16 protein-coding genes are annotated in these 18,406 nt (G+C 66.9%); 7 read left to right on the top strand and 9 right to left on the bottom strand.

The annotated features are described in order from the left end of the window. Positions 1–432 precede the first annotated feature (432 nt). The 4 genes from ASE69_RS06640 (at position 433) to ASE69_RS06625 (ending at position 5,386) form a co-directional block, all read left to right on the top strand. The gene (locus tag ASE69_RS06640) at positions 433–1,905 is read left to right on the top strand and encodes an efflux transporter outer membrane subunit (protein WP_056484596.1); all 1,473 of its coding nucleotides are present in this window, start codon (positions 433–435) and stop codon (positions 1,903–1,905) included. Then, positions 1,905–3,287 carry an efflux RND transporter periplasmic adaptor subunit gene (locus tag ASE69_RS06635; protein ID WP_056484594.1) on the top strand — a complete coding sequence of 461 codons (1,383 nt, stop codon included), beginning with the start codon at positions 1,905–1,907 and terminating at the stop codon, positions 3,285–3,287. The genes ASE69_RS06640 and ASE69_RS06635 overlap by 1 nt, the downstream gene beginning before the upstream one ends. Continuing rightward, positions 3,220–4,014, top strand: coding sequence for an ABC transporter ATP-binding protein (locus ASE69_RS06630; protein WP_082452952.1), 795 nt, complete (start codon positions 3,220–3,222; stop codon positions 4,012–4,014). The genes ASE69_RS06635 and ASE69_RS06630 overlap by 68 nt, the downstream gene beginning before the upstream one ends. 163 nt (positions 4,015–4,177) lie before the next feature. Further along, a complete protein-coding gene (locus tag ASE69_RS06625) occupies positions 4,178–5,386 on the top strand; it encodes an ABC transporter permease (protein WP_056060727.1) in 1,209 nt (402 codons plus the stop codon). Here the strand turns inward: ASE69_RS06625 and ASE69_RS06620 are convergent. The 6 genes from ASE69_RS06620 to ASE69_RS06595 form a co-directional block, all read right to left on the bottom strand. After that, positions 5,361–5,978 carry a nucleotidyltransferase family protein gene (locus ASE69_RS06620; protein ID WP_056484590.1) on the bottom strand — a complete coding sequence of 206 codons (618 nt, stop codon included), beginning with the start codon at positions 5,976–5,978 and terminating at the stop codon, positions 5,361–5,363. The genes ASE69_RS06625 and ASE69_RS06620 overlap by 26 nt on opposite strands. Then, a complete protein-coding gene (locus ASE69_RS06615; RefSeq protein ID WP_056484588.1) occupies positions 5,965–6,888 on the bottom strand; it encodes an XdhC family protein in 924 nt (307 codons plus the stop codon). Before ASE69_RS06615 ends, ASE69_RS06620 begins: the two co-directional genes overlap by 14 nt. Before the next feature lie 145 nt (positions 6,889–7,033). Then, a complete protein-coding gene (locus ASE69_RS06610) occupies positions 7,034–9,238 on the bottom strand; it encodes a xanthine dehydrogenase family protein molybdopterin-binding subunit (RefSeq protein ID WP_056484586.1) in 2,205 nt (734 codons plus the stop codon). A 216-nt stretch (positions 9,239–9,454) separates the two neighbouring features. Continuing rightward, positions 9,455–11,686: a xanthine dehydrogenase family protein molybdopterin-binding subunit gene (locus ASE69_RS06605; RefSeq protein WP_056484585.1), complete on the bottom strand. Its 2,232-nt coding sequence runs from the start codon at positions 11,684–11,686 to the stop codon at positions 9,455–9,457. Between the two features lie 2 nt (positions 11,687–11,688). Next, complete coding sequence (locus ASE69_RS06600; RefSeq protein WP_056484584.1) at positions 11,689–12,669, bottom strand: FAD binding domain-containing protein; 981 nt, start codon at positions 12,667–12,669, stop codon at positions 11,689–11,691. After that, entirely contained in the window at positions 12,666–13,229 is a 564-nt protein-coding gene (locus ASE69_RS06595) for a 2Fe-2S iron-sulfur cluster-binding protein (protein WP_082441359.1), read from the bottom strand. Before ASE69_RS06595 ends, ASE69_RS06600 begins: the two co-directional genes overlap by 4 nt. Positions 13,230–13,370: 141 nt before the next feature. On the opposite strand from ASE69_RS06595, the gene ASE69_RS06590 reads away from it, so the two are divergent. Together ASE69_RS06590 and ASE69_RS06585 are read left to right on the top strand one after the other, a co-directional pair. Then, positions 13,371–14,387: a glycerophosphodiester phosphodiesterase gene (locus ASE69_RS06590; protein ID WP_056485226.1), complete on the top strand. Its 1,017-nt coding sequence runs from the start codon at positions 13,371–13,373 to the stop codon at positions 14,385–14,387. After that, entirely contained in the window at positions 14,388–14,666 is a 279-nt protein-coding gene (locus ASE69_RS06585; protein ID WP_056484582.1) for a hypothetical protein, read from the top strand. It abuts the gene before it with no gap. Positions 14,667–14,921: 255 nt separating this feature from the next. Here ASE69_RS06585 and ASE69_RS06580 read toward each other — a convergent pair whose 3' ends face one another. After that, positions 14,922–15,587 carry a TIGR02117 family protein gene (locus ASE69_RS06580; protein ID WP_056484581.1) on the bottom strand — a complete coding sequence of 222 codons (666 nt, stop codon included), beginning with the start codon at positions 15,585–15,587 and terminating at the stop codon, positions 14,922–14,924. Between the two features lie 22 nt (positions 15,588–15,609). On the opposite strand from ASE69_RS06580, the gene phhA reads away from it, so the two are divergent. Continuing rightward, positions 15,610–16,488 (top strand): phenylalanine 4-monooxygenase, encoded by an 879-nt coding sequence (gene phhA, locus ASE69_RS06575; RefSeq protein ID WP_056484579.1) that lies wholly within the window; start codon positions 15,610–15,612, stop codon positions 16,486–16,488. A 236-nt stretch (positions 16,489–16,724) separates the two neighbouring features. On the opposite strand, the gene ASE69_RS06570 is transcribed toward phhA, so the two are convergent. Continuing rightward, the gene (locus ASE69_RS06570) at positions 16,725–17,660 is read right to left on the bottom strand and encodes a 50S ribosomal protein L11 methyltransferase (protein ID WP_056484577.1); all 936 of its coding nucleotides are present in this window, start codon (positions 17,658–17,660) and stop codon (positions 16,725–16,727) included. Continuing rightward, complete coding sequence (locus ASE69_RS06565) at positions 17,650–18,339, bottom strand: SDR family NAD(P)-dependent oxidoreductase (RefSeq protein ID WP_056484575.1); 690 nt, start codon at positions 18,337–18,339, stop codon at positions 17,650–17,652. Before ASE69_RS06565 ends, ASE69_RS06570 begins: the two co-directional genes overlap by 11 nt. Between the last annotated feature and the right edge of the window lie 67 nt (positions 18,340–18,406).

Raw genomic sequence — 18,406 nt, 5'->3', positions numbered from 1 at the left:
AGAAGGAGGCGGACCCTGATTTTCCCATCGCATCCTACCACCCCGGCGAAGGCCGGGGCCCAGTTGGGGGCCGATAATGACGCACGTTGCGCGCAATTATCTCAGACGTTCCAACTGGGCCCGGCCTCCGCCGGGGAGGTGCTAGAGCGGGGAGGTGCTAAAGGATGCACATCTCACTCCATTTCAGGCCTGCAAACCTTGTTTCCCCGCGAAGGCGGGGACCCAGACTGGGCTTCCGCCTTCGCGGGAGAACAAGCAGCGGGGGTGGCGCGCATTAAACGGCGCATACACGTCCCATCGGGATGGCTGCCAAGCAAGTTCGCGTAGACGGCGCTAGTTGAACCCCACACCCCTCCAATCCACCCCACCTGCGACACCTCGCGACACAAAACCGCTGGACTAGCCCCAGCCGCTTGGTCATGCCTGCCGCCCATGTCCCGCGTCCGCGCCCTCCTCATCGCACCCGTATCCGCGGCCGTCCTGCTAGCCGGCTGCACCGTCGGCCCGGACTACCACCCCAAGGCCGCGGCAGAGCTGGGCGTCCCCGACGCGTACTCGGTCACTCCCGAGACCAAGCCCGAAGACCTCACCCGCTGGTGGCAGAAGTTCGACGACCCCGTCCTCGGCCAGCTCGTCGAGCAGGCCGCCGCCGCCAACCTCGACATCGCACAGTCGGTAGCCCGCCTCCGCCAGGCCCGCGAAAGCCTGCTCCAGAACCGCGCGTCGCTGCTCCCGACGGTCAACGGCTCGGCCGGCTATCAACGCAACGAGAATGTCCGCGGCGGCGGGCGCTCGTTCACGCTGCCCGACGGCACCGTCATCGATACCGGCGGCGGCGGTGCCAACAGCTTCACGGTCGGCGCCAGCGCCAGCTACCAGGTCGGCGTCTTCGGCGAGATCCGCCGCACCGTCGAGGCGAGCCGCGCCGACTACGCTGCGTCCGGCTACGACTACGCCACCGTGCTCATTTCCGTCGAAAGCGAGGTCGCGCGCAACTATGTGCTGGCGCGCTCGTACCAGCAGCAGCTCGCCAACGCCCGCGCCTCGCTCGCGATCCAGGACGACAATCTCGAGATCGCCGGCTTCCGCGTCCAGGCCGGGCTCGTCTCCAGCGTCGACGCCGAACAGGCCCGCGCCCAGCGTGCGCAGACCGCCGCGACGATCCCGAGCCTCGACCAGCAATATGCCGCCGCCGTCGCGCGGATCGGCGTGCTGACCGGACAGGCCCCCGGCGCGCTCCGCCCACTAATGGCGCCCGCGGAGGCGATCCCGACCGGCCCCGCCGCGGTCGGCGTCGGCATTCCCGCCGATACGCTCCGCCAGCGCCCCGACATCCGCTCCGCCGAACGCGCGCTCGCCGCCGCCACCGCGCGGATCGGCGTCGCCAAGGCGCAGCTCTATCCCGCGCTCGCGATCACCGGCAATCTGAACACCAACGCGACCTCGATCGGCAACATCGGCGACGCGATCACCGGCAGCCTCTTCGCCGGGCTGACCCAGGCGATCTTCAACGGCGGCCGTCTGCGCAGCCAGGTCCGCACCAGCGAAGCCGCCGCCGACGGTGCGCTCGCGCTCTACAAATCGACCGTCCTCACCGCGCTGGAGGATGTCGAGAACGCCGTCGTCGCGCTCCAGACCGCGCAGGAACGCGAGCGACAGTTCGCGATCGCGCTCGACGCATCGAACAATTCCGCGATCCTCAGCCGCAGCCAGTACCGCACCGGCCTCACCGATTTCACCACGCTCAACCAGCAGGAAACCGCGCTCCTGTCCGCCCGCAACGGTGCCACGCAGGCGCGCGCCGATGCCGCGACCGCGTTGATCGCCCTCTACGCGGCGCTCGGCGGCGGCTGGGACTCCACCGTGATCCCGCAAGCGCCCATATCCAATCCAGAGGCACGCTGATGGCCGACGCATCGATCGACGACTTCCTCGGCGTAAAGCCGCAGGCCCCCTGGAAACGCTACGTAAAGTGGGTCTTGATCGCGGTCGGCGTGGTCCTGCTGTGCCTGCTGCTCGCCAAGTGCTTCGGCGCGAAGGAGCAGACGCAATATTCGACGCAGGCCGCCCAGCGCGGCAACCTGACCGTCAGCGTCTCGGCAACCGGCAAGCTTGCCCCGACCACGCAGGTCACGGTCGGCTCGCAGCTGTCGGGCCTCGTCACCAAGGTCGTCGTCGACGTCAACGACCGCGTCACCGCAGGCCAGCCGCTCGCGCTGATCGATCCCGAACAGCTCGACGACCAGATCCGCCAGACCAGCGCCCAGCTTGCGGCGAACCAGGCGCAAGTCGCGCAGGCACAGGCCACCGTCGCCGAATCGCGCGCACAGCTGAACCGTCTCGAAGAGGTCTCGCGCCTCTCGGGTGGTCGCGTGCCGTCGAAGACAGAGCTCCAGACCGGCCGCGCCGACTACGCGCGTGCCGTCGCGGCACAGAAGGTCGCGGAGGCCAACGTCGTCGCCAGCCGCGCGCTGCTCGCGCAGAACCAGACGCAGCGCGCGCGCGCGATCATCCGCTCGCCTGTGACGGGGGTAGTGCTCGCGCGCCAGATCGATCCCGGCCAGACTGTCGCGTCGTCGTTCAACACGCCGACGCTGTTCGTGATCGCCGAAGACCTCACCAAGATGAAGCTCGAGGTCGCGATCGACGAAGCCGACGTCGGCGAGGTCAAGATCGGCCAGAAGGCGAGCTTCACCGTCGACGCGTTCCCCGGCCAGACCTTCCCCGCGACGATCAGCCGGGTCGATCTCGGTTCGAACCTGACGGTCAGCTCGGCCACCTCGTCGACCTCGACCACCGCGACCTCGACCACCGGGCAGGTCGTCTCGTACGCGGCCGACCTGACGGTGGGTAATCAGTCGCTGACGCTGCGCCCCGGCATGACCGCGACCGCGGACATCGTCACGTCGGACAAGCGCAACGTCCTGCTCGTCCCCAACGCCGCGTTGCGTTTCAAGCCGACCGCGGCGTCCGGCGATGCAGGCGGCGGTATCGCCGGCTCGTTGACCTTCCGTCCGCGCCGTGGCGGCGGGGCGGAGCGCACCGCGACGGTCGCTCGCGGGGCGCAGCAGACGATCTACGTCAAGGGCGCGGACGGCACGCCGCAGCCCGTGCAGATCACCACCGGTGACACCAACGGCACGATGACCGAAGTCCTGTCGGGCAATCTCCAGCCCGGCGCGCAGGTCATCACCGGGCAGTTGGCGAGCGGCGGCGACGATGCCAAGCGCAGTGGCGGCCCCCGCCGCTCGGGTGGAGCCAGCAAGGGTGGGGGCGGTGGCCAGTAACGCGCCGCTCACCGCCGAACCGCTCATCTCCCTGCGCGGCGTCACCAAGACGTACGGGCAGGGCGCGACGATGTTTCAGGCGCTCAAGGGCGTCGACCTCGACATCGCGGCGGGCGATTTCGTCGCGGTGATGGGGCCGTCGGGGTCGGGCAAGTCGACGACGATGAACATCCTAGGCTGCCTCGACGTGCCGAGCGACGGCACCTTCCTGTTCCGCGGCCACCACGTCGAGACGCTCGACCGCGACCAGCGCGCGCTGCTCCGGCGGAAATATCTCGGCTTCGTGTTCCAGGGGTTCAACCTGCTCTCGCGCACGTCCGCGCTGGAGAATGTCGAACTGCCGCTGCTCTACCGCGGCGACGAAAAGCGCGCGCGTCGGGATGCGGCGATGGCGAGCCTCGACACCGTCGGCCTCGCGGACTGGTGGGACCACACCCCGGCCGAACTCTCCGGTGGCCAGCAACAGCGCGTCGCGATCGCCCGCGCGTTGGTCACGAGTCCCGACGTGCTGCTCGCCGACGAACCGACCGGCAATCTCGACAGCGAACGCTCGGTGGAGATCATGCAACTCCTGACGCGGCTGAATTCGGAGAAGAACATCACGGTCCTGATGGTCACGCACGAACCCGACATGGCCGCCTTCGCCAGGACGGTGGTCCATTTCAAGGACGGCCTGGTAGAACGCATCGAAAGCCAGCACCGCCAAGGCGAAAGCGTGGAATCGTGAGCGCCTCCCAAAAGACATTCCCCTCCCGCTTGCGGGAGGGGTCAGGGGAGGGCGCGACGTACGTACTGGCGTCCGCTCTGTTTGATCAGCCCCTCCCCCAGCCCCTCCCGCAAGCGGAAGGGGAGCAGCAAGACTGCGCTCTCGATACCGGAGCGACGCGATAATGTTCGGCACAACCCTCGTCCTCGCGCTCCGCTCGATCCGCCGCCACCTCCTGCGATCGTTCCTCACCATCCTCGGCATCGTCATCGGCGTCGGCGCGGTCGTGACGATGGTCACGCTAGGCAAGGCGACCACCGCCGCGGTCCAACAGTCGATCTCCGCGCTCGGCACCAACATCCTCCAGGTCCGCCCCGGCCAGGGCTTCGGTCGCGGCGGTGGCGGCCCGCGTCCGCCCGACTTCAAGCCCGAGGACGTCGCCGCGATCGCCAACCAGATCGCCGGCGTCACCGCGGTCGCGCCGCAGGCCAGCGCCACCGCCACCGCGATCTACGAAGGCGCCAACTGGTCGACCACGATCAACGGCACCACCGACGCCATCTTCCAGGTCCAGCCGTGGCCGCTCGCCTCGGGCCGCCGCTGGACGCCGGTCGAGGAAAGCGCCGGTGCCGCGGTCTGCATCATCGGCAATACCGTCTCGAAAAACCTGTTCCCCGGCGGCGATCCGGTCGGCCACCGCTTCCGTATCGGACCGATCAGCTGCGACGTGATCGGCGTGCTGACCACGCGCGGCCAGGCCGGGTTCGGCGGCGATCAGGACGACACCGTGGTCATGCCGATCAAGGCGGTCCAGCGGCGGTTCACCGGCAACCGCGATATCCGCCTGATGCTGGTCGGCGTCGACGAGCGCTTCTCGACCAGCACCGTGCAGGCCGGGATCACCGACCTGCTCCGCGAACGCCGCACCATCACCGGCGACAAGCCCGACGACTTCAACATCTTCGATACCAAGCAGATTTCGGACACGCTGACCGGCACCACGACGTTGCTCACCGGTATCGTCGCCGCGGTCGCCGGGATCAGCCTGGTGGTCGGCGGGATCGGCATCATGAACATCATGCTGGTGTCCGTCACCGAGCGCACCCGCGAGATCGGCATACGGTTGGCGATCGGCGCAGTCGCGCGCGAGGTGCTGTTGCAGTTCCTCGTCGAGGCGATCGCTTTGTCATGCCTCGGCGGCGTCATCGGGCTGATCGTCGCGCAGGCGGCGATCGCGATCATCGCGCCGCTGATCAAGGTTCAGTGGCTGTTCGTGCCCGAGATCAACATTTTCGCGTTCGCGATCTCCGCGGTGATCGGCGTCGTCTTCGGCTATTTCCCGGCCCGCCGCGCCGCCGCGATGAATCCTATCGACGCGTTAAGGCACGAGTGATCGCCGCCTTGGGATCGTGGACCAGCGCCTGAAGCCGGTCCAGATCCTCGGGCGTGTCGATATCGATCAGCTCGGCCGGCGCGGTCACGACGTGCCGCCCCGCCTTCACCAGGTCGCGCGCACCCGCATCGCCGTCTAGCGTCAGCAGGAAATCGAACCGATCGCGGCCGAACAGGGCAGGGGGGCTCGGCTTCTCGCCGTCGCTCGACGCGACCACCGCGTCCGCGCTGTCGGCGGCGTCGAGCATCCGGTAGATATGCGCCGCGGTCACGCGCGGCATGTCCGCCAGCGCGATCAGCACTGCCTCCGCGCCCTCGTCCTTCGCGCACTGCACGCCGAGCTTCACCGACTGCGACATGCCCGACGACGGATCGTCGTTATGCACCACCTCGAAATGATGGCTGACGAAGTCGAGCTTGCAGCCGTCGGTGACGACCAGCCGGCGCTTGAACGGAATGTTCTCGAACGCGGTGACGACGTGCATCCCCAGCGGCTTGTTGAGGAACGGCACCTCGAGCTTGTTCGGAATGCCGAACCGCTCCGAGCGCCCGGCCGCGAGCAGGATGAGGAAGACGTTTTCAGCGGCGATCATTGAACGCTCCTATCATCGCCGCCGCGACCGACAGCGCGATTTCCGACGGTCCGATCGCGCCAATGTCGAGCCCGACCGGTGCATCGATCCGATCGATGTTCTCCGCCGTAACGCCTTCCGAGGCAAGCCGCTCGCGCCGCGCCGCGTGGCTCTTGCGGCTGCCAAGCGCACCGACATACGCGGCATCGGACGCGAGCGCCGCGATCAGCGCAGGGTCGTCGATCTTGATGTCGTGGCTCAGCGTCACGATCGCGGTTGACGGCCCCGGGCGGAGCGCGGCGATCGCCTCGTCGGGCCAGCGATCGTCGAGCGTCACGCCCGGAAACCGCTCTTCGGTCAGGAAGCGCGCGCGGGGATCGATCACCACCGTCTCGATCCCGAGTTCGCGTGCCAGCCCCGTCAGAGCCTGCGCGATCTGCACCGCGCCGACGATCAGCAGCCGGCGCGGCGGATCGTAGCGATTGACGAACACCTCGCCCGTCTCCAGCGGCCGCGCGTCGCTGTGCCCGGTCGCGAGGTCGGTCGTCACCGTCAGCGCATCGCCCTGGTCGCGCGCATCGGCGATCCGGTCGAACAGCTCGGGATCGAACCCCTCAGCGGACACCGGCTGCACCATTACCGCGATCTCGCCGCCGCACGGCAGCCCGACTTCCCACGCCGCCGCATCCGCGACGCCGTAGTTGCGCACCTGGAACGGCGCCCCTGCGATCACCTCGGCTGCGGTGGCGAGGATGTCGCTCTCGACGCACCCGCCCGAGACGGATCCCTCGAACCGCCCATCGGCATGGACGAGCATATGGCTCCCCTTGGGCCGCGGCGCGGATCCCCAGGTCGAGACGACCGTGGCGATCGCCATCTTCTCGCCTTTCCAGGTCTTCGCAGCAGCGAGCACGCTATCGTTTTCGGCCATGTCTCGTTCTCTTTTCTAATTTTCCCCGCACGCGGGGAGGGGGACCAGCGCAGCTGGTGGAGGGGGCCAGCCGCAGACGTTACGCTTGGGGTCGCCCCCTCCACCACGCCAAGGGGCGTGATCCCCCTCCCCGTGGCGGGGAGGATCAGACGGCCGGCAACCCTTCGAGCAACTTGTCGAGCGTCACCGGAAAGTCCCGAACCCGAACCCCCGTCGCATTGTAGATCGCGTTCGCCACCGCAGCCCCCGCGCCAGAGATGCCAAGCTCACCAACGCCCTTCGCCCCCACCGGGTTCGCGGAGTGGTCGATCTCCTCGATGAAATGCACTTCGAGCTGAGGAATGTCGGCATTCACCGCGACATGATATTCGCCGAAATCGGGGTTCACGAACGCCCCGGTCCGCGTGTCCACCACTCCCTCTTCGCTCAGCGCATAGGCGATCCCCCACGCCATCCCGCCCGTAATCTGGCTCGTCGCGGTCTTGCGATTGAGCACCCGCCCGACATCGAACACGCCCAGCATCCGGCGCACGCGCGTCTCGCCCGTCACTGCGTTCACCGCGACCTCGACGAAGTGCGCGCCGTGGCTCGCCTGGCTGGTGCGCTTGCTCTCGGCACCCGGCCCGGTCTTGCCCATCGCCACGATCGGTTCACCTCGGACCAGATCGGCGAGCTTCACCGATCGCCCACCAGCACTCACGCAGCCGTCGTGCAAGCTCAGATCCTCGGGCGCGGCGTTCATCCTTAGACCCAGTTCGCCAAGGATATCCTCGCACGCCAGCACCACCGCCGAACACGCGCTGCCCGCGCCGAACGACCCGCCCGACCCCGCGCTCGGCGGGAAATCGGTATCGCCCAACCGCACGTTCACCTCGGCGACCGGCAGCCCGAGCATCTCGCCCGCGGTCTGCGCGAGGATGGTGTACGTCCCCGTGCCGATATCCGTCATGTCGCACTCGACCGTCGCGCGGCCATCCGCCTCCAGCCGCACGCGCGCCTGCGCCTCGACCGTGAAGTTGCCGCGCAGGCTCGCCGCCATGCCGATCCCGACCAGCCACTCGCCATCGCGTACCGACCCCGGCACGGGCACGCTCGCAGGCCAGCCAAATCGCTCGGCGCCCTGCGTATAGCAATCGAGCATCCGCCGCGTGGAGAACGGCTTGCCGCTCACCGGATCGGTCTCGGGCTCGTTGCGCCGCCGCAGCTCGATCGGATCGATCCCGAGCTGCTCGGCCAGTTCGTCCATCGCGCACTCGACGCCGAACGTCCCGACTGCCTCGCCCGGCGCGCGCACCGCGCCGCTCGCGGGGAGGTCGACGCGCACGAGGTCGGTCTTGAACCGCCGCGTGTCGCCCCGGTACAGCGGCAGAGTCCCGAACGGCACCGGCTCGAGAAATTCGCCATCGTCGTTCTGCGCGACGACGCTCTCATGCCCCATGCCGAGGATCACGCCGTTTGCGTCAGCGGCGATCCGGATCCGCTGCGTCGTGTGCGAGCGGTGATGCACCATATATGCGGTCTGGCGGCGGGGGAGAGCGACCTTCACCGGCCGCCCGACGACCTCCGCCGCGATCGCCGCAAGGATCGCCTCGGGCCCGACACCGGTCTTGCCCCCGAACCCACCGCCGACATACGGCGCCAGCACGCGTACCTTGTCCGCATCGATCTTCAGCGCCTTCGCGATCGTCCTCCGCGCGCCGCCGATCACCTGGTTGCTCGACCGCACGGTGAGCTTGCCGCCCTCCCACCACGCGGTGGTGGCATGCGGCTCCAGCGCGGCGGGGAAATGCACGGGCGTCGTGTAGGTCCGGTCGAACGTCACCGCCGCGTCCGCCATCACCGCGTCGAGATCGCCATTGTCGATCGGCGGCAAGAAGCCGATCTTGGGCGCGGTATCGACCGGTTGCGCCTCGACGTCGAACCGATCCTCGCCCGCTTCGGTGCGAACCACGACCAGCGCCGCGGCGTCGCGTGCGATCGCCTGATCCTCGGCAACGACGATCGCGACCGGCTGGCCGAGGTGGAGAATGACATCGGTATCGAACAGCGGCATCGCGCGGGAATTGGACTCGCCAGCCGGCATGCGCGCGTCGCCATGAATGACGGCGATGACACCGGGCAAAGCTTCGGCGGCGCTTACATCGATGCCGAGAATGCGCCCGCTGCCAACAGGCGTACCGACGATCGCGGCGTAGGCGATGCGATCGGGCGTGCCCTCATACGCATAGTCCGCCACGCCGGTGACCTTAGCCGGCCCCTCGATCCGATCGAGCCCGAGCCCGAGAACGCCTTGCTTCGCGCGGTCGAGACCACCCGGCCGAAACGCCGCATCCATCACGTGTTCGTTCATTCTGCGGTCCTCGGGTGGAGCGAAGGATATGGGTAGGGCGGGGGCGTTTGACGAGGGTTAGAGCTTGGCTCACCTCAACCCTTGCCGCCACCCCGGCGAAGGCCGGGGCCCAGTTGGAATGGTCTTGATAACGGAGGACGATCCTTCGTTATCTTCGTCCCCCAACTGGGCCCCGGCCTTTGCCGGGGTGGTACCTGTCTATGGTATCGTCAGCCCTCAAACAGCCGGCAACTGATCCAGCAGCTTGTCCAAGGTAATCGGGAACTCCCGCACCCGAATCCCCGTCGCATTATACACCGCGTTCGCCACCGCGGCCCCTGCACCCGAAATCCCCAGCTCGCCGATCCCCTTGGCATGGATCGGGTTCGCATGGATGTCGCGCTCGTCGACGAAGTGGACGTCCATCTGCGGAATGTCGGCGTTCACCGGCACGTGATATTCCGCGAGATCGTGGTTCACCAGCTTGCCGGTACGCAGATCGTGGATCAGGTCCTCGGTCAGCGCCGCGCCGATCCCAAAGGTCATCCCGCCAAGGCACTGCGACCGCGCAGTCTTCGCGTTGAGCACGCGCCCAGCCGCGAACGACCCGAGCATCCGCCGCACCCGTACTTCACCCGTTACGGCGTTCACTGCGACCTCGGCGAAATGCGCGCCGAACGACGCCTGGGTCGTCTCCTTCTCCTGCTTGCCCGGCTTGATATGTCCGGTCGCCTCGAGACCCTTGCCGACCAGCTCGCCGATCGGTGTTGAGCGATTGTCACCGATCGCCTTGCCGTCCTTAAGCGTCAGGTCGCCCTCGTCGACGTCCATCGCCTTGGCCAGCTTCCCGCGCAGCATCTCGCATGCGAGATACACCGCCGTCCCCGACGACGTCGCGCCCCACGAACCGCCCGAACCGGCGGCAGGAGGATCGTTGGTATCGCCCAGGGACATGGTGATGTTCTCGACCGGAATGCCCAGGATCTCCGACGCGATCTGCGCCAGGATCGTGTAGCTGCCCGTACCGATGTCGGTCATCGCCGACGACACCGTCGCCGAGCCATCGGGATGAATCTCCACCTTGGCGGACGATTCCTGCATCATGTTGCCGCGCACCGCCGCTGCGACGCCCGTCCCGATCAGCCATTCTCCCTCGCGCCGCGTCCCGGCCTTCTGGCGCTTGTCCCAGCCGAACTTGGCCGCGCCCTCGTCGAGCGCACGCGTCAGATTGCGCGACGAATACGGTACGTCCTTCTCGGGATCGACCGCCGGGTCGTTGATCCGGCGCAGTTCGATCGGATCCATGTCGAGCTTCTCGGCCAGCTCGTCCATCGCGCCTTCCAGCGCCATCATGCCGACCGCCTCACCCGGCGCGCGCATCGAGCCCGACACGACGAAATTCACATCGACGATGTCGTGCGTGATGATCCGGTTCTCGCCACCGTACAGCATGTGCGTGCCGATACCCGCTGGCTCGAAATAATCCTCGGTCGACTGGTTGGAGGTGAGCGTCTCGTGACCGATCGCGCTCAGCTTGCCGGTGGCATCGGCCGCAAGCCGGATGCGCTGCTCGGTATTCGAGCGGCGGACGGTTGCCTCGAACACCTGCTGGCGTGCCATCACCGCCTTGACCGGACGGCCAAGCTGTTTCGCCGCGATCGCTGCTGCAACGCTCTCAGGCGCGATGCCGAGTTTCGATCCGAACCCGCCGCCGATATAGCGCGCGATGATCCGCACCTTCTTCTCGGACACGCCGAGCGACTTCGCCAGTTGCTGGGCATCCGACGTCGGCATCTGATACGCGCCGTACAGCGCCAGCGAGCCATCCTCTTCCCACACCGCGATCGAGGCATGCGGCTCCATCGCCGCGGAATTCTGACTCGGCGTGACGTAGGTAACGTCGATCGTCACCGGCGCGTCGTCCATCGCCTTGTCGACATCGCCCTGCGCAAAATGCGCCTGCGTGGCATCGTCCGCCGGCTTGCGAGTCTCGTCACGATGCGCGGCGAAGTCGTACTGCCCCTCGCTCGCCTGATACTCGATCGGCAACCGAGCCGCCGCATCGCGCGCGACCTCGAAACTCTCCGCGAGTACGATCGCGACGATCTGGCCGAAGAACGCGATGTCCTTCACGCCCTGCGTCGGTGCGTCGGTCGCTCCGCCCTGCGCCGAGACGCGGATGAACTGGTCGAAATCGGTGACGACGTCGATCACGCCGGGGATCGCCTTGACCGCGTCGACGTCGATCGAGACGACCTTGCCCGCCGAGATCTTCGTGCCGACCAGCACGCCATACGCCATGTTCGCGAACTGGTATTCCGCGGCATAGGTCGCCGTGCCGGTGACCTTCAGCGGGCCGTCGATCCGGTCGAGCGGCTTGCCGATGACGCCCTGGACGCCCGTATCCAGAAGACTGTCCGGATGCGGCTTGTCCATCGTCAGGCTATTCGTAGTGCCAAGACCAAACATGCTTATGCTCCCGTGACGTTGCGCAGCGTCGCGATCAGCGTGCGACGGGCGAGGGGGATCTTGAAGTCGTTCGAGCCATAGCCCTTGGCGTCGGCCAGCAGCGCGGTCGCCGCAGCCTCGAACACGGCATCGGACGGCGCCTTGCCGACCAGCGCCGCCTCGACCGCGGGGTTGCGCCAAGGCATCGGCCCAAGCCCGCCGAACGCGAGCGAGGCCGACGCGATCACGCCGTCCTGCACATCGACGATCGCCGCCACTGAGACGAGTGCGAATGCGTACGACGCACGGTCACGCACCTTGCGGTATTCCTGCTTGCCCTTGACCGGTGCGGGCAGCTCGATGTGCGTGATCAGTTCACCCGCTTCGAGTGCGTTCTCGATCTGCGGCGTATTACCCGGCAGGCGGTAGAAGTCGTGGATCGAGATCCGCCGACGATCGCCGTCCGCCTTCAGCGTCACGATCGTCGCGTCGAGCGCACGCATCGCCACCGCCATGTCGCTCGGGTGCGTCGCGATGCAATGCTCGCTCGTCCCCAGCACGGCGAGGATGCGGTTGAAGCCACCGATCGCCGAACAGCCGCTGCCCGGCTCACGCTTGTTGCACGCCGCGGCCGTGTCATAGAAATAATAGCACCGCGTCCGCTGAAGCAGATTGCCCCCGGTCGACGCCTTGTTGCGCAACTGCCCCGACGCACCGGCGAGTAAGGCGCGGCTCAGCACCTCGTACTTGGCGACGACGCGGCGGTCGGCGGCGAGATCGCTGTTCGGCACCAGCGCACCGATCGTGAGCCCGCCATCCTCACGCTCCTCGATCTTCGCGAGATCGAGCCGCGAGATGTCGACCAGCTTGTCCGGCGTCTCGACCTGCAACTTCATCAGGTCGAGCAGATTGGTGCCGCCCGCGATGAACTTCGCACCAACGGTATCGATATCCTTGACCGCAGCCTCGGGCGTCGCGGGCTTCTCGTACGTGAAGGTCTTCATGCCACCAGCTCCCCACGCGCGTTGGCTTCCATCGCGGCATCCTTCTCGTCTGCGGTCCGGCCTGCGGGCTCGGCACCACCGACTTCGCGGATCGCATCGACGATGTTCGGATACGCGGCGCACCGGCACAGATTGCCGCTCATCCGCTCGGAAATCTCGGCATCGTCGAACTTCGGATCGGTCAGGTCGCCGGACGCATGGCTGGCCCAGCCCTTCTTGACCTCGTCGAGCATGCCGACCGCCGAACAGATCTGCCCCGGCGTGCAATAGCCGCACTGATACCCGTCATGCCGCACGAACGCGTCCTGCAACGCGTGGAGATTGCCCGGCTGGCCGATACCTTCGATCGTCGTGATCTCATCGTCCTGGTGCATCACCGCGAGCGTCAGGCAGGAATTGACGCGACGCCCGTTGATCAGCACCGTGCACGCGCCGCACTGGCCATGATCGCAACCCTTCTTCGAGCCAGTCAGCCCGAGATGCTCGCGGCACAAGTCGAGCACCGACGTGCGAATATCGGGCTCGGCGTCATATGATTGACCATTGATCGTGAAATGCATGGGGATGCCCCTGGTTGAATGTGCCGGGAATGTGCGGATTTCGAGGACTCAACGCCGATGCGACCGATCGTTTCCTATTGCGACAAGCTCTCACACATCGGTGCGCTGGCGCTCGTCGCGGCGAGCGGGCAAGCTGCTGCGATGACGCCAGCTTCTCCCCGATTATCGCCCCTTATCGTGATCGCCCACCGTGGCGCGAGCGGGCTCCGGCCCGAGCATACGCTAGCGGCCTATTCGCTCGCGATCGACCAGGGCGCGGACTTCATCGAGCCCGATCTGGTGCCGACCAAGGACGACGTCCTCGTCGCGCGCCACGAGAACAATATCGCCGAGACGACCAACGTCGCCGACCATCCCGAGTTCGCCAGCCGGAAAACCACCAAGACGATCGACGGCCAGGCGATGACCGGCTGGTTCGTCGAGGACTTCACGCTCGCCGAACTGAAGACGCTGCGCGCGAAGGAGCGCCTGCCCAAGCTCCGCCCCGCGAACACCGCCTATGACGGCCAGTTCCAGATCCCGACGCTCGCCGAGATCATCGCGCTCGCCAAACGCCGCACGACCGAGACGGGCCGGACGATCGGCATCTATCCCGAGACCAAGCATCCGACCTATTTCGCGAAGATCGGCCATCCGACCGACGCGAAACTGGTCGCCGAACTGCGCGAGGCCGGCTGGGATTCGGCCAGAGCGCCGGTCTTCATCCAGTCCTTCGAGGTCGCCAACCTTCAGCGCCTTCACACAATGACCAAGGTCCGCCTGATCCAGCTCATGGACGGGGAGGGCGGTCCCGCCGATGGCGCGCAGCCGAGCTACAAGGCGATGATCACGCCCGAAGGCCTGAAAGCCGTCGCGACCTACGCCTACGGCATCGGCCCGAACAAGAGCATGCTCTGGACCGACGCTATACCCACCACGCTGGTCGCCGACGCACACGCGGCTGGCCTGCGAGTCCACCCCTGGACCTACCGCGCGGAGAACTATTTCGAACCGACCCGCTTCCGCCGCGGCACCGACCCCGCCGCCCATGGCGACATCGCCGCGGAGATCGACGCGTGCCTTGCACAAGGTATCGACGGTTTCTTCACCGACTTTCCGCTATACGGAGCCCAAGCGCGCGACCGAGCCCAGGGAACCGCGCGTGCAGGAGTAAAGTAAATGCGTAAGGTTCTTCCCGTACTCGCGGTGCTGCCGTTCCTCGTCAGTGGCTGCATCAGCACCGCAACCTCGATCGTGAAAGCGCCGTTCCAGGTCGCCGGCAAGGCGGTCGACTGGACCACCACCAGCCAGGAAGAATCGGACCGCAACTACGGCAAGAAGATGCGCAAGCAGGAGGCCGAAGAAGGCAAGCAGCGCAAGGAACTCACCAAGCGCTGCAAGCGCGACCCGCAGCGCTCGGAATGCGGCCAGTACCAGGACTACCGCACCGGGAACTGAGCGGCTCCCCCATACCACCAACCTACTTCCACCCCGGCGAAGGCCGGGGCCCAGTTGGGCGAACCGAAGTAACGTCGCGCTGTCCTCAGTCATCAACGTCCCCCAACTGGACCCCGGCCTCCGCCGGGGTGGTGCCCCACGCCAATGTTCCCTGACTCCCTTGTTCTCCCGCGAAGGCGGGAGCCCAGTCTGGACTCCCGCCTTCGCGGGAGAACAAGGAAGCGCGAGAACAAGCTGTCAGGTTCGCGACAGCCCCTAAAACCACCCCATCACCGTAACCGGAAACGGCGTCCACCACCCAACCCGAACCCCCGCAAACCGCAGCGCATCCCCCGTCCACGCATTACACGTCCGCACCGCGCTATACCGCCCGTTAGCCTCATAAAACGCATCATACCCGGCATACCCCCGATACCGCGCACCCCCATCGCGAAAGCTCGCCCGGATATATGCCGCCAACCGCCGATACTGCGCCGGCGTCACCACGACCTCCCGAGGCCCATCCCCGGCACGCGGCCTCGGCAGATGATCGACATGCATCAACGTCCGATCACTCCCGACCGCCGAAGCAACCACGGTTCGCAGCTTCACGTCAGCCCAGGTCGGCGTCTCCAGATAAAACGTCTTCTCCCCCCACCCGAACGACACATGATCGAATGCGCCAAACCGCGGATCACGCAGATCCTCCGCCCGAGCCACCCCGCGCCAGTCCACCCCGGCCGCGACCTTCGGCACGATGATCCCGGTATGCACGCCGTTGCTCTCGACGAAGATATGCACGCCCTCGGCCGGCGCCCGCCAGTCGCGATTGCTGGGGATCGACCCGCCGACCAGCCCCGCCACCGCATAGCTCGCGACCACCCCGAACACCGCCGCGACCACCCATAAAATCGACTTAACCCAACGCGTTTCCGTCTTCATTCCGTCATGCTAGACCAGCCGCATGGCCAATGACACACATGTGCTGAGCACCCCGCCCGAAGGCGCGCCCGACTGGACGATCCCGCAGAACTGGGCGGATTACACCGCGGAGGATCACGCGACCTGGGACACGCTGTTCGCGCGCCAGTCGAAGCTGCTCCCTGGCCGCGCCTCGAACGCCTGGCTGCGCGGACTCGATGTATTGAAGCTATCGAAGCCCGGCATCCCCGATTTCGAAGAGCTGTCCGAGCGCCTGACCAAGCTCACCGGCTGGTCGGTGGTCGCGGTGCCCGGCCTCGTTCCCGACGACGTGTTCTTCGACCACATGGCCAACCGCCGGTTCGTCGCGGGCAACTTCATCCGCCGTCCCGACCAACTCGACTATCTCCAGGAACCCGACGTCTTCCACGACGTGTTCGGCCACGTCCCGATGCTCGCCGACCCGGTCTTCGCCGACTACCTCGCCGCCTACGGCCGCGGCGGCCAGCGCGCGCTCGGCCTCGACGCGCTGAAATATCTCGGCCGGCTTTACTGGTACACGGTCGAGTTCGGCCTGATCGCCGAACCCGAAGGCCTGCGCATCTACGGCTCCGGCATCGTCTCCAGCTACGCGGAAACGCGGTTTGCCTTGGACGACCCAAGCCCCAATCGCATCGCGCTCGATCTTGCCCGCGTAATGCGCACCGAATACCGGATCGACGATTTCCAACAGAACTACTTCGTCATTCCGAGCTTCGAGGAGTTGTTGCGGCTGACGGTAGAGACGGATTTCGCGCCGCTGTACGAAGAGCTGAAGGCGCTCCCGGATATCCCGGTGGCACGGATCGAGCCGGGGGATGTGGTGATCACCGAGGGCACGCAGGATTACGCGACGTCGAAGGCGTCAACCAAGACCGCATAAGCTTCGCTCACAAAGGCCACCACCCAGGGGAGGCCACCACCCCGGCGAAGGCCGGGGCCCAGTTGGGATAGCGGTGCGGTTCTATCGCAAGGGTTCACCCAACTGGGCCCCGGCCTCCGCCGGGGTGGTGCCGGAAGTGAGGTGAGGGTCGCCCTCCCCAAAGGTTGTTCCCCCGCGAAGGCGGGGGCCCAGACTGGACCCCCGCCTTCGCAGGGGAACAACCTTCTACCGCGGGCTCAGATATCCAACGCCCACCCATCACGACCCTTCGGATCGAACGGCCCCTCCGCCACGAACCTAACCGCCCCGGCGCGCAACCGAAGCACGGACCAATCCCCCCGCCGGTCGACCGCCTCGAGCGAACACCCACAAGCCTCATACGCAGCCACGACCCCGGCCCGCTGCGTCTCCAGCAACCCGGCCAGCACGATCGTCGCCCCCACATCCGAAATCGAAGCGATCTCCGGCGCCATCGACACCAGCGGCCCCGCCAGAATATTCGCGATCACCAGATCATACGGCGCGCGAGCCACGATCGCATCGTCCAGCGTACCATCCGCCACAACGAGATCGATCCCCTCGACCCCGTTGAGCGCCGCGTTCTCAGCGGTCACATCGATCGAAACCGGATCGATATCCGTCCCCATCACCCTGGCTTCAGGCCAAAGATGCGCCGCCGCGAACGCCAGCAACCCCGTGCCCGTCCCGATATCGATCACGTTCGCAAACTTCGCATCCGCCAACCCGTCGAGCATCGCCAGACACCCGCTGGTCGTCTCATGATGCCCCGTCCCGAACGCCCGACTAGCCTCGATCAGGAACGCCCGCTTGTCCGCCGGCACCGCGCCCGCATGCGCACCCGTGTGCACGAAGAACCGCCCGACCGACAAAGGCTCGAGCCCAGCCTGACTCATCGTCACCCAGTCCGCATCACCCAACCGCTCGACTGCGATCGCGGCCCCCGCCGCACTCGGCACCAGCGCGCGCACCGCCGCGACGGTTTCGGCCGCCGGCTCATGCTCGAAATACGCATCGAGCCGCCACGACTCGACGTCGTCCTCGATCTCCTCGGTCGTCATCAACACGCCGTCGATCGTCAGATCGTCGCTCGCATCGATCGCCTCCGCCTCCGCCCGCGTGCAGGGCAGGGTGAGCTTCCAGCTATCGGACATAGCTCGCCCCATTCACGTCGATCACCGACCCCGTCATCGAAGCCGGCGCCTCCAACGCCAAAAACTTCGCCGCCGCCGCGATCTCGTCAGGCGCCGCAACCCGCCCGAGCGGGATGTCCGCCAGCAACGCATCGCCGCCACGGCTCGACAGATAGTCCTCCGCCATCCCGGTCATCGTGAACCCCGGGCACACCGCAAACGCCAGAATGCCCTCCCGAGCATAGCCCCGAGCAATCGTCTTGGTCATCGCCACCATCCCCGCCTTCGATGCGGCATAATGCCAGTGCGCCGGCGAATCCCCGCGATACGCCGCCCGGCTGGCTATATTGACGATCCGCCCACCGAACCCGCGCGCCTGCCAATGCAGCACAGCCAACCGGCAAAGCTCGGCCGACGCGGTCAGGTTGATCCGCATCGTCCGCTCCCACTGCGCGGTCCAGTCGTCGTCGGCGAGCGATGCCGCCTCGAACACCCCCGCATTGTTGATCAATACGTCGATCGCGCCGCCCGCCTGCTCCAGCGCGGCGTTCCACAATGCAGTCGGCCCCGCAGGATCGCTGAAGTCGGCCGGGATACCGCTAGCGGTCCCATGCCCGATGACGGTCGCGCCGGCCTCGGTCAGCGCCGCATGAATAGCCGCGCCGATACCGCGGCTGGAGCCTGTAAGGAGAATGGTCATGCCGCACCTCTAGCGCGCGCCACGCCGCTCCGTCACGCCAATCCCGCACCCACGGACGATACCCCGC

Source organism: Sphingomonas sp. Leaf208, assembly GCF_001421415.1.
Classification (GTDB): domain Bacteria; phylum Pseudomonadota; class Alphaproteobacteria; order Sphingomonadales; family Sphingomonadaceae; genus Sphingomonas.
This window is presented reverse-complemented; position numbering and strand designations above follow the sequence as displayed.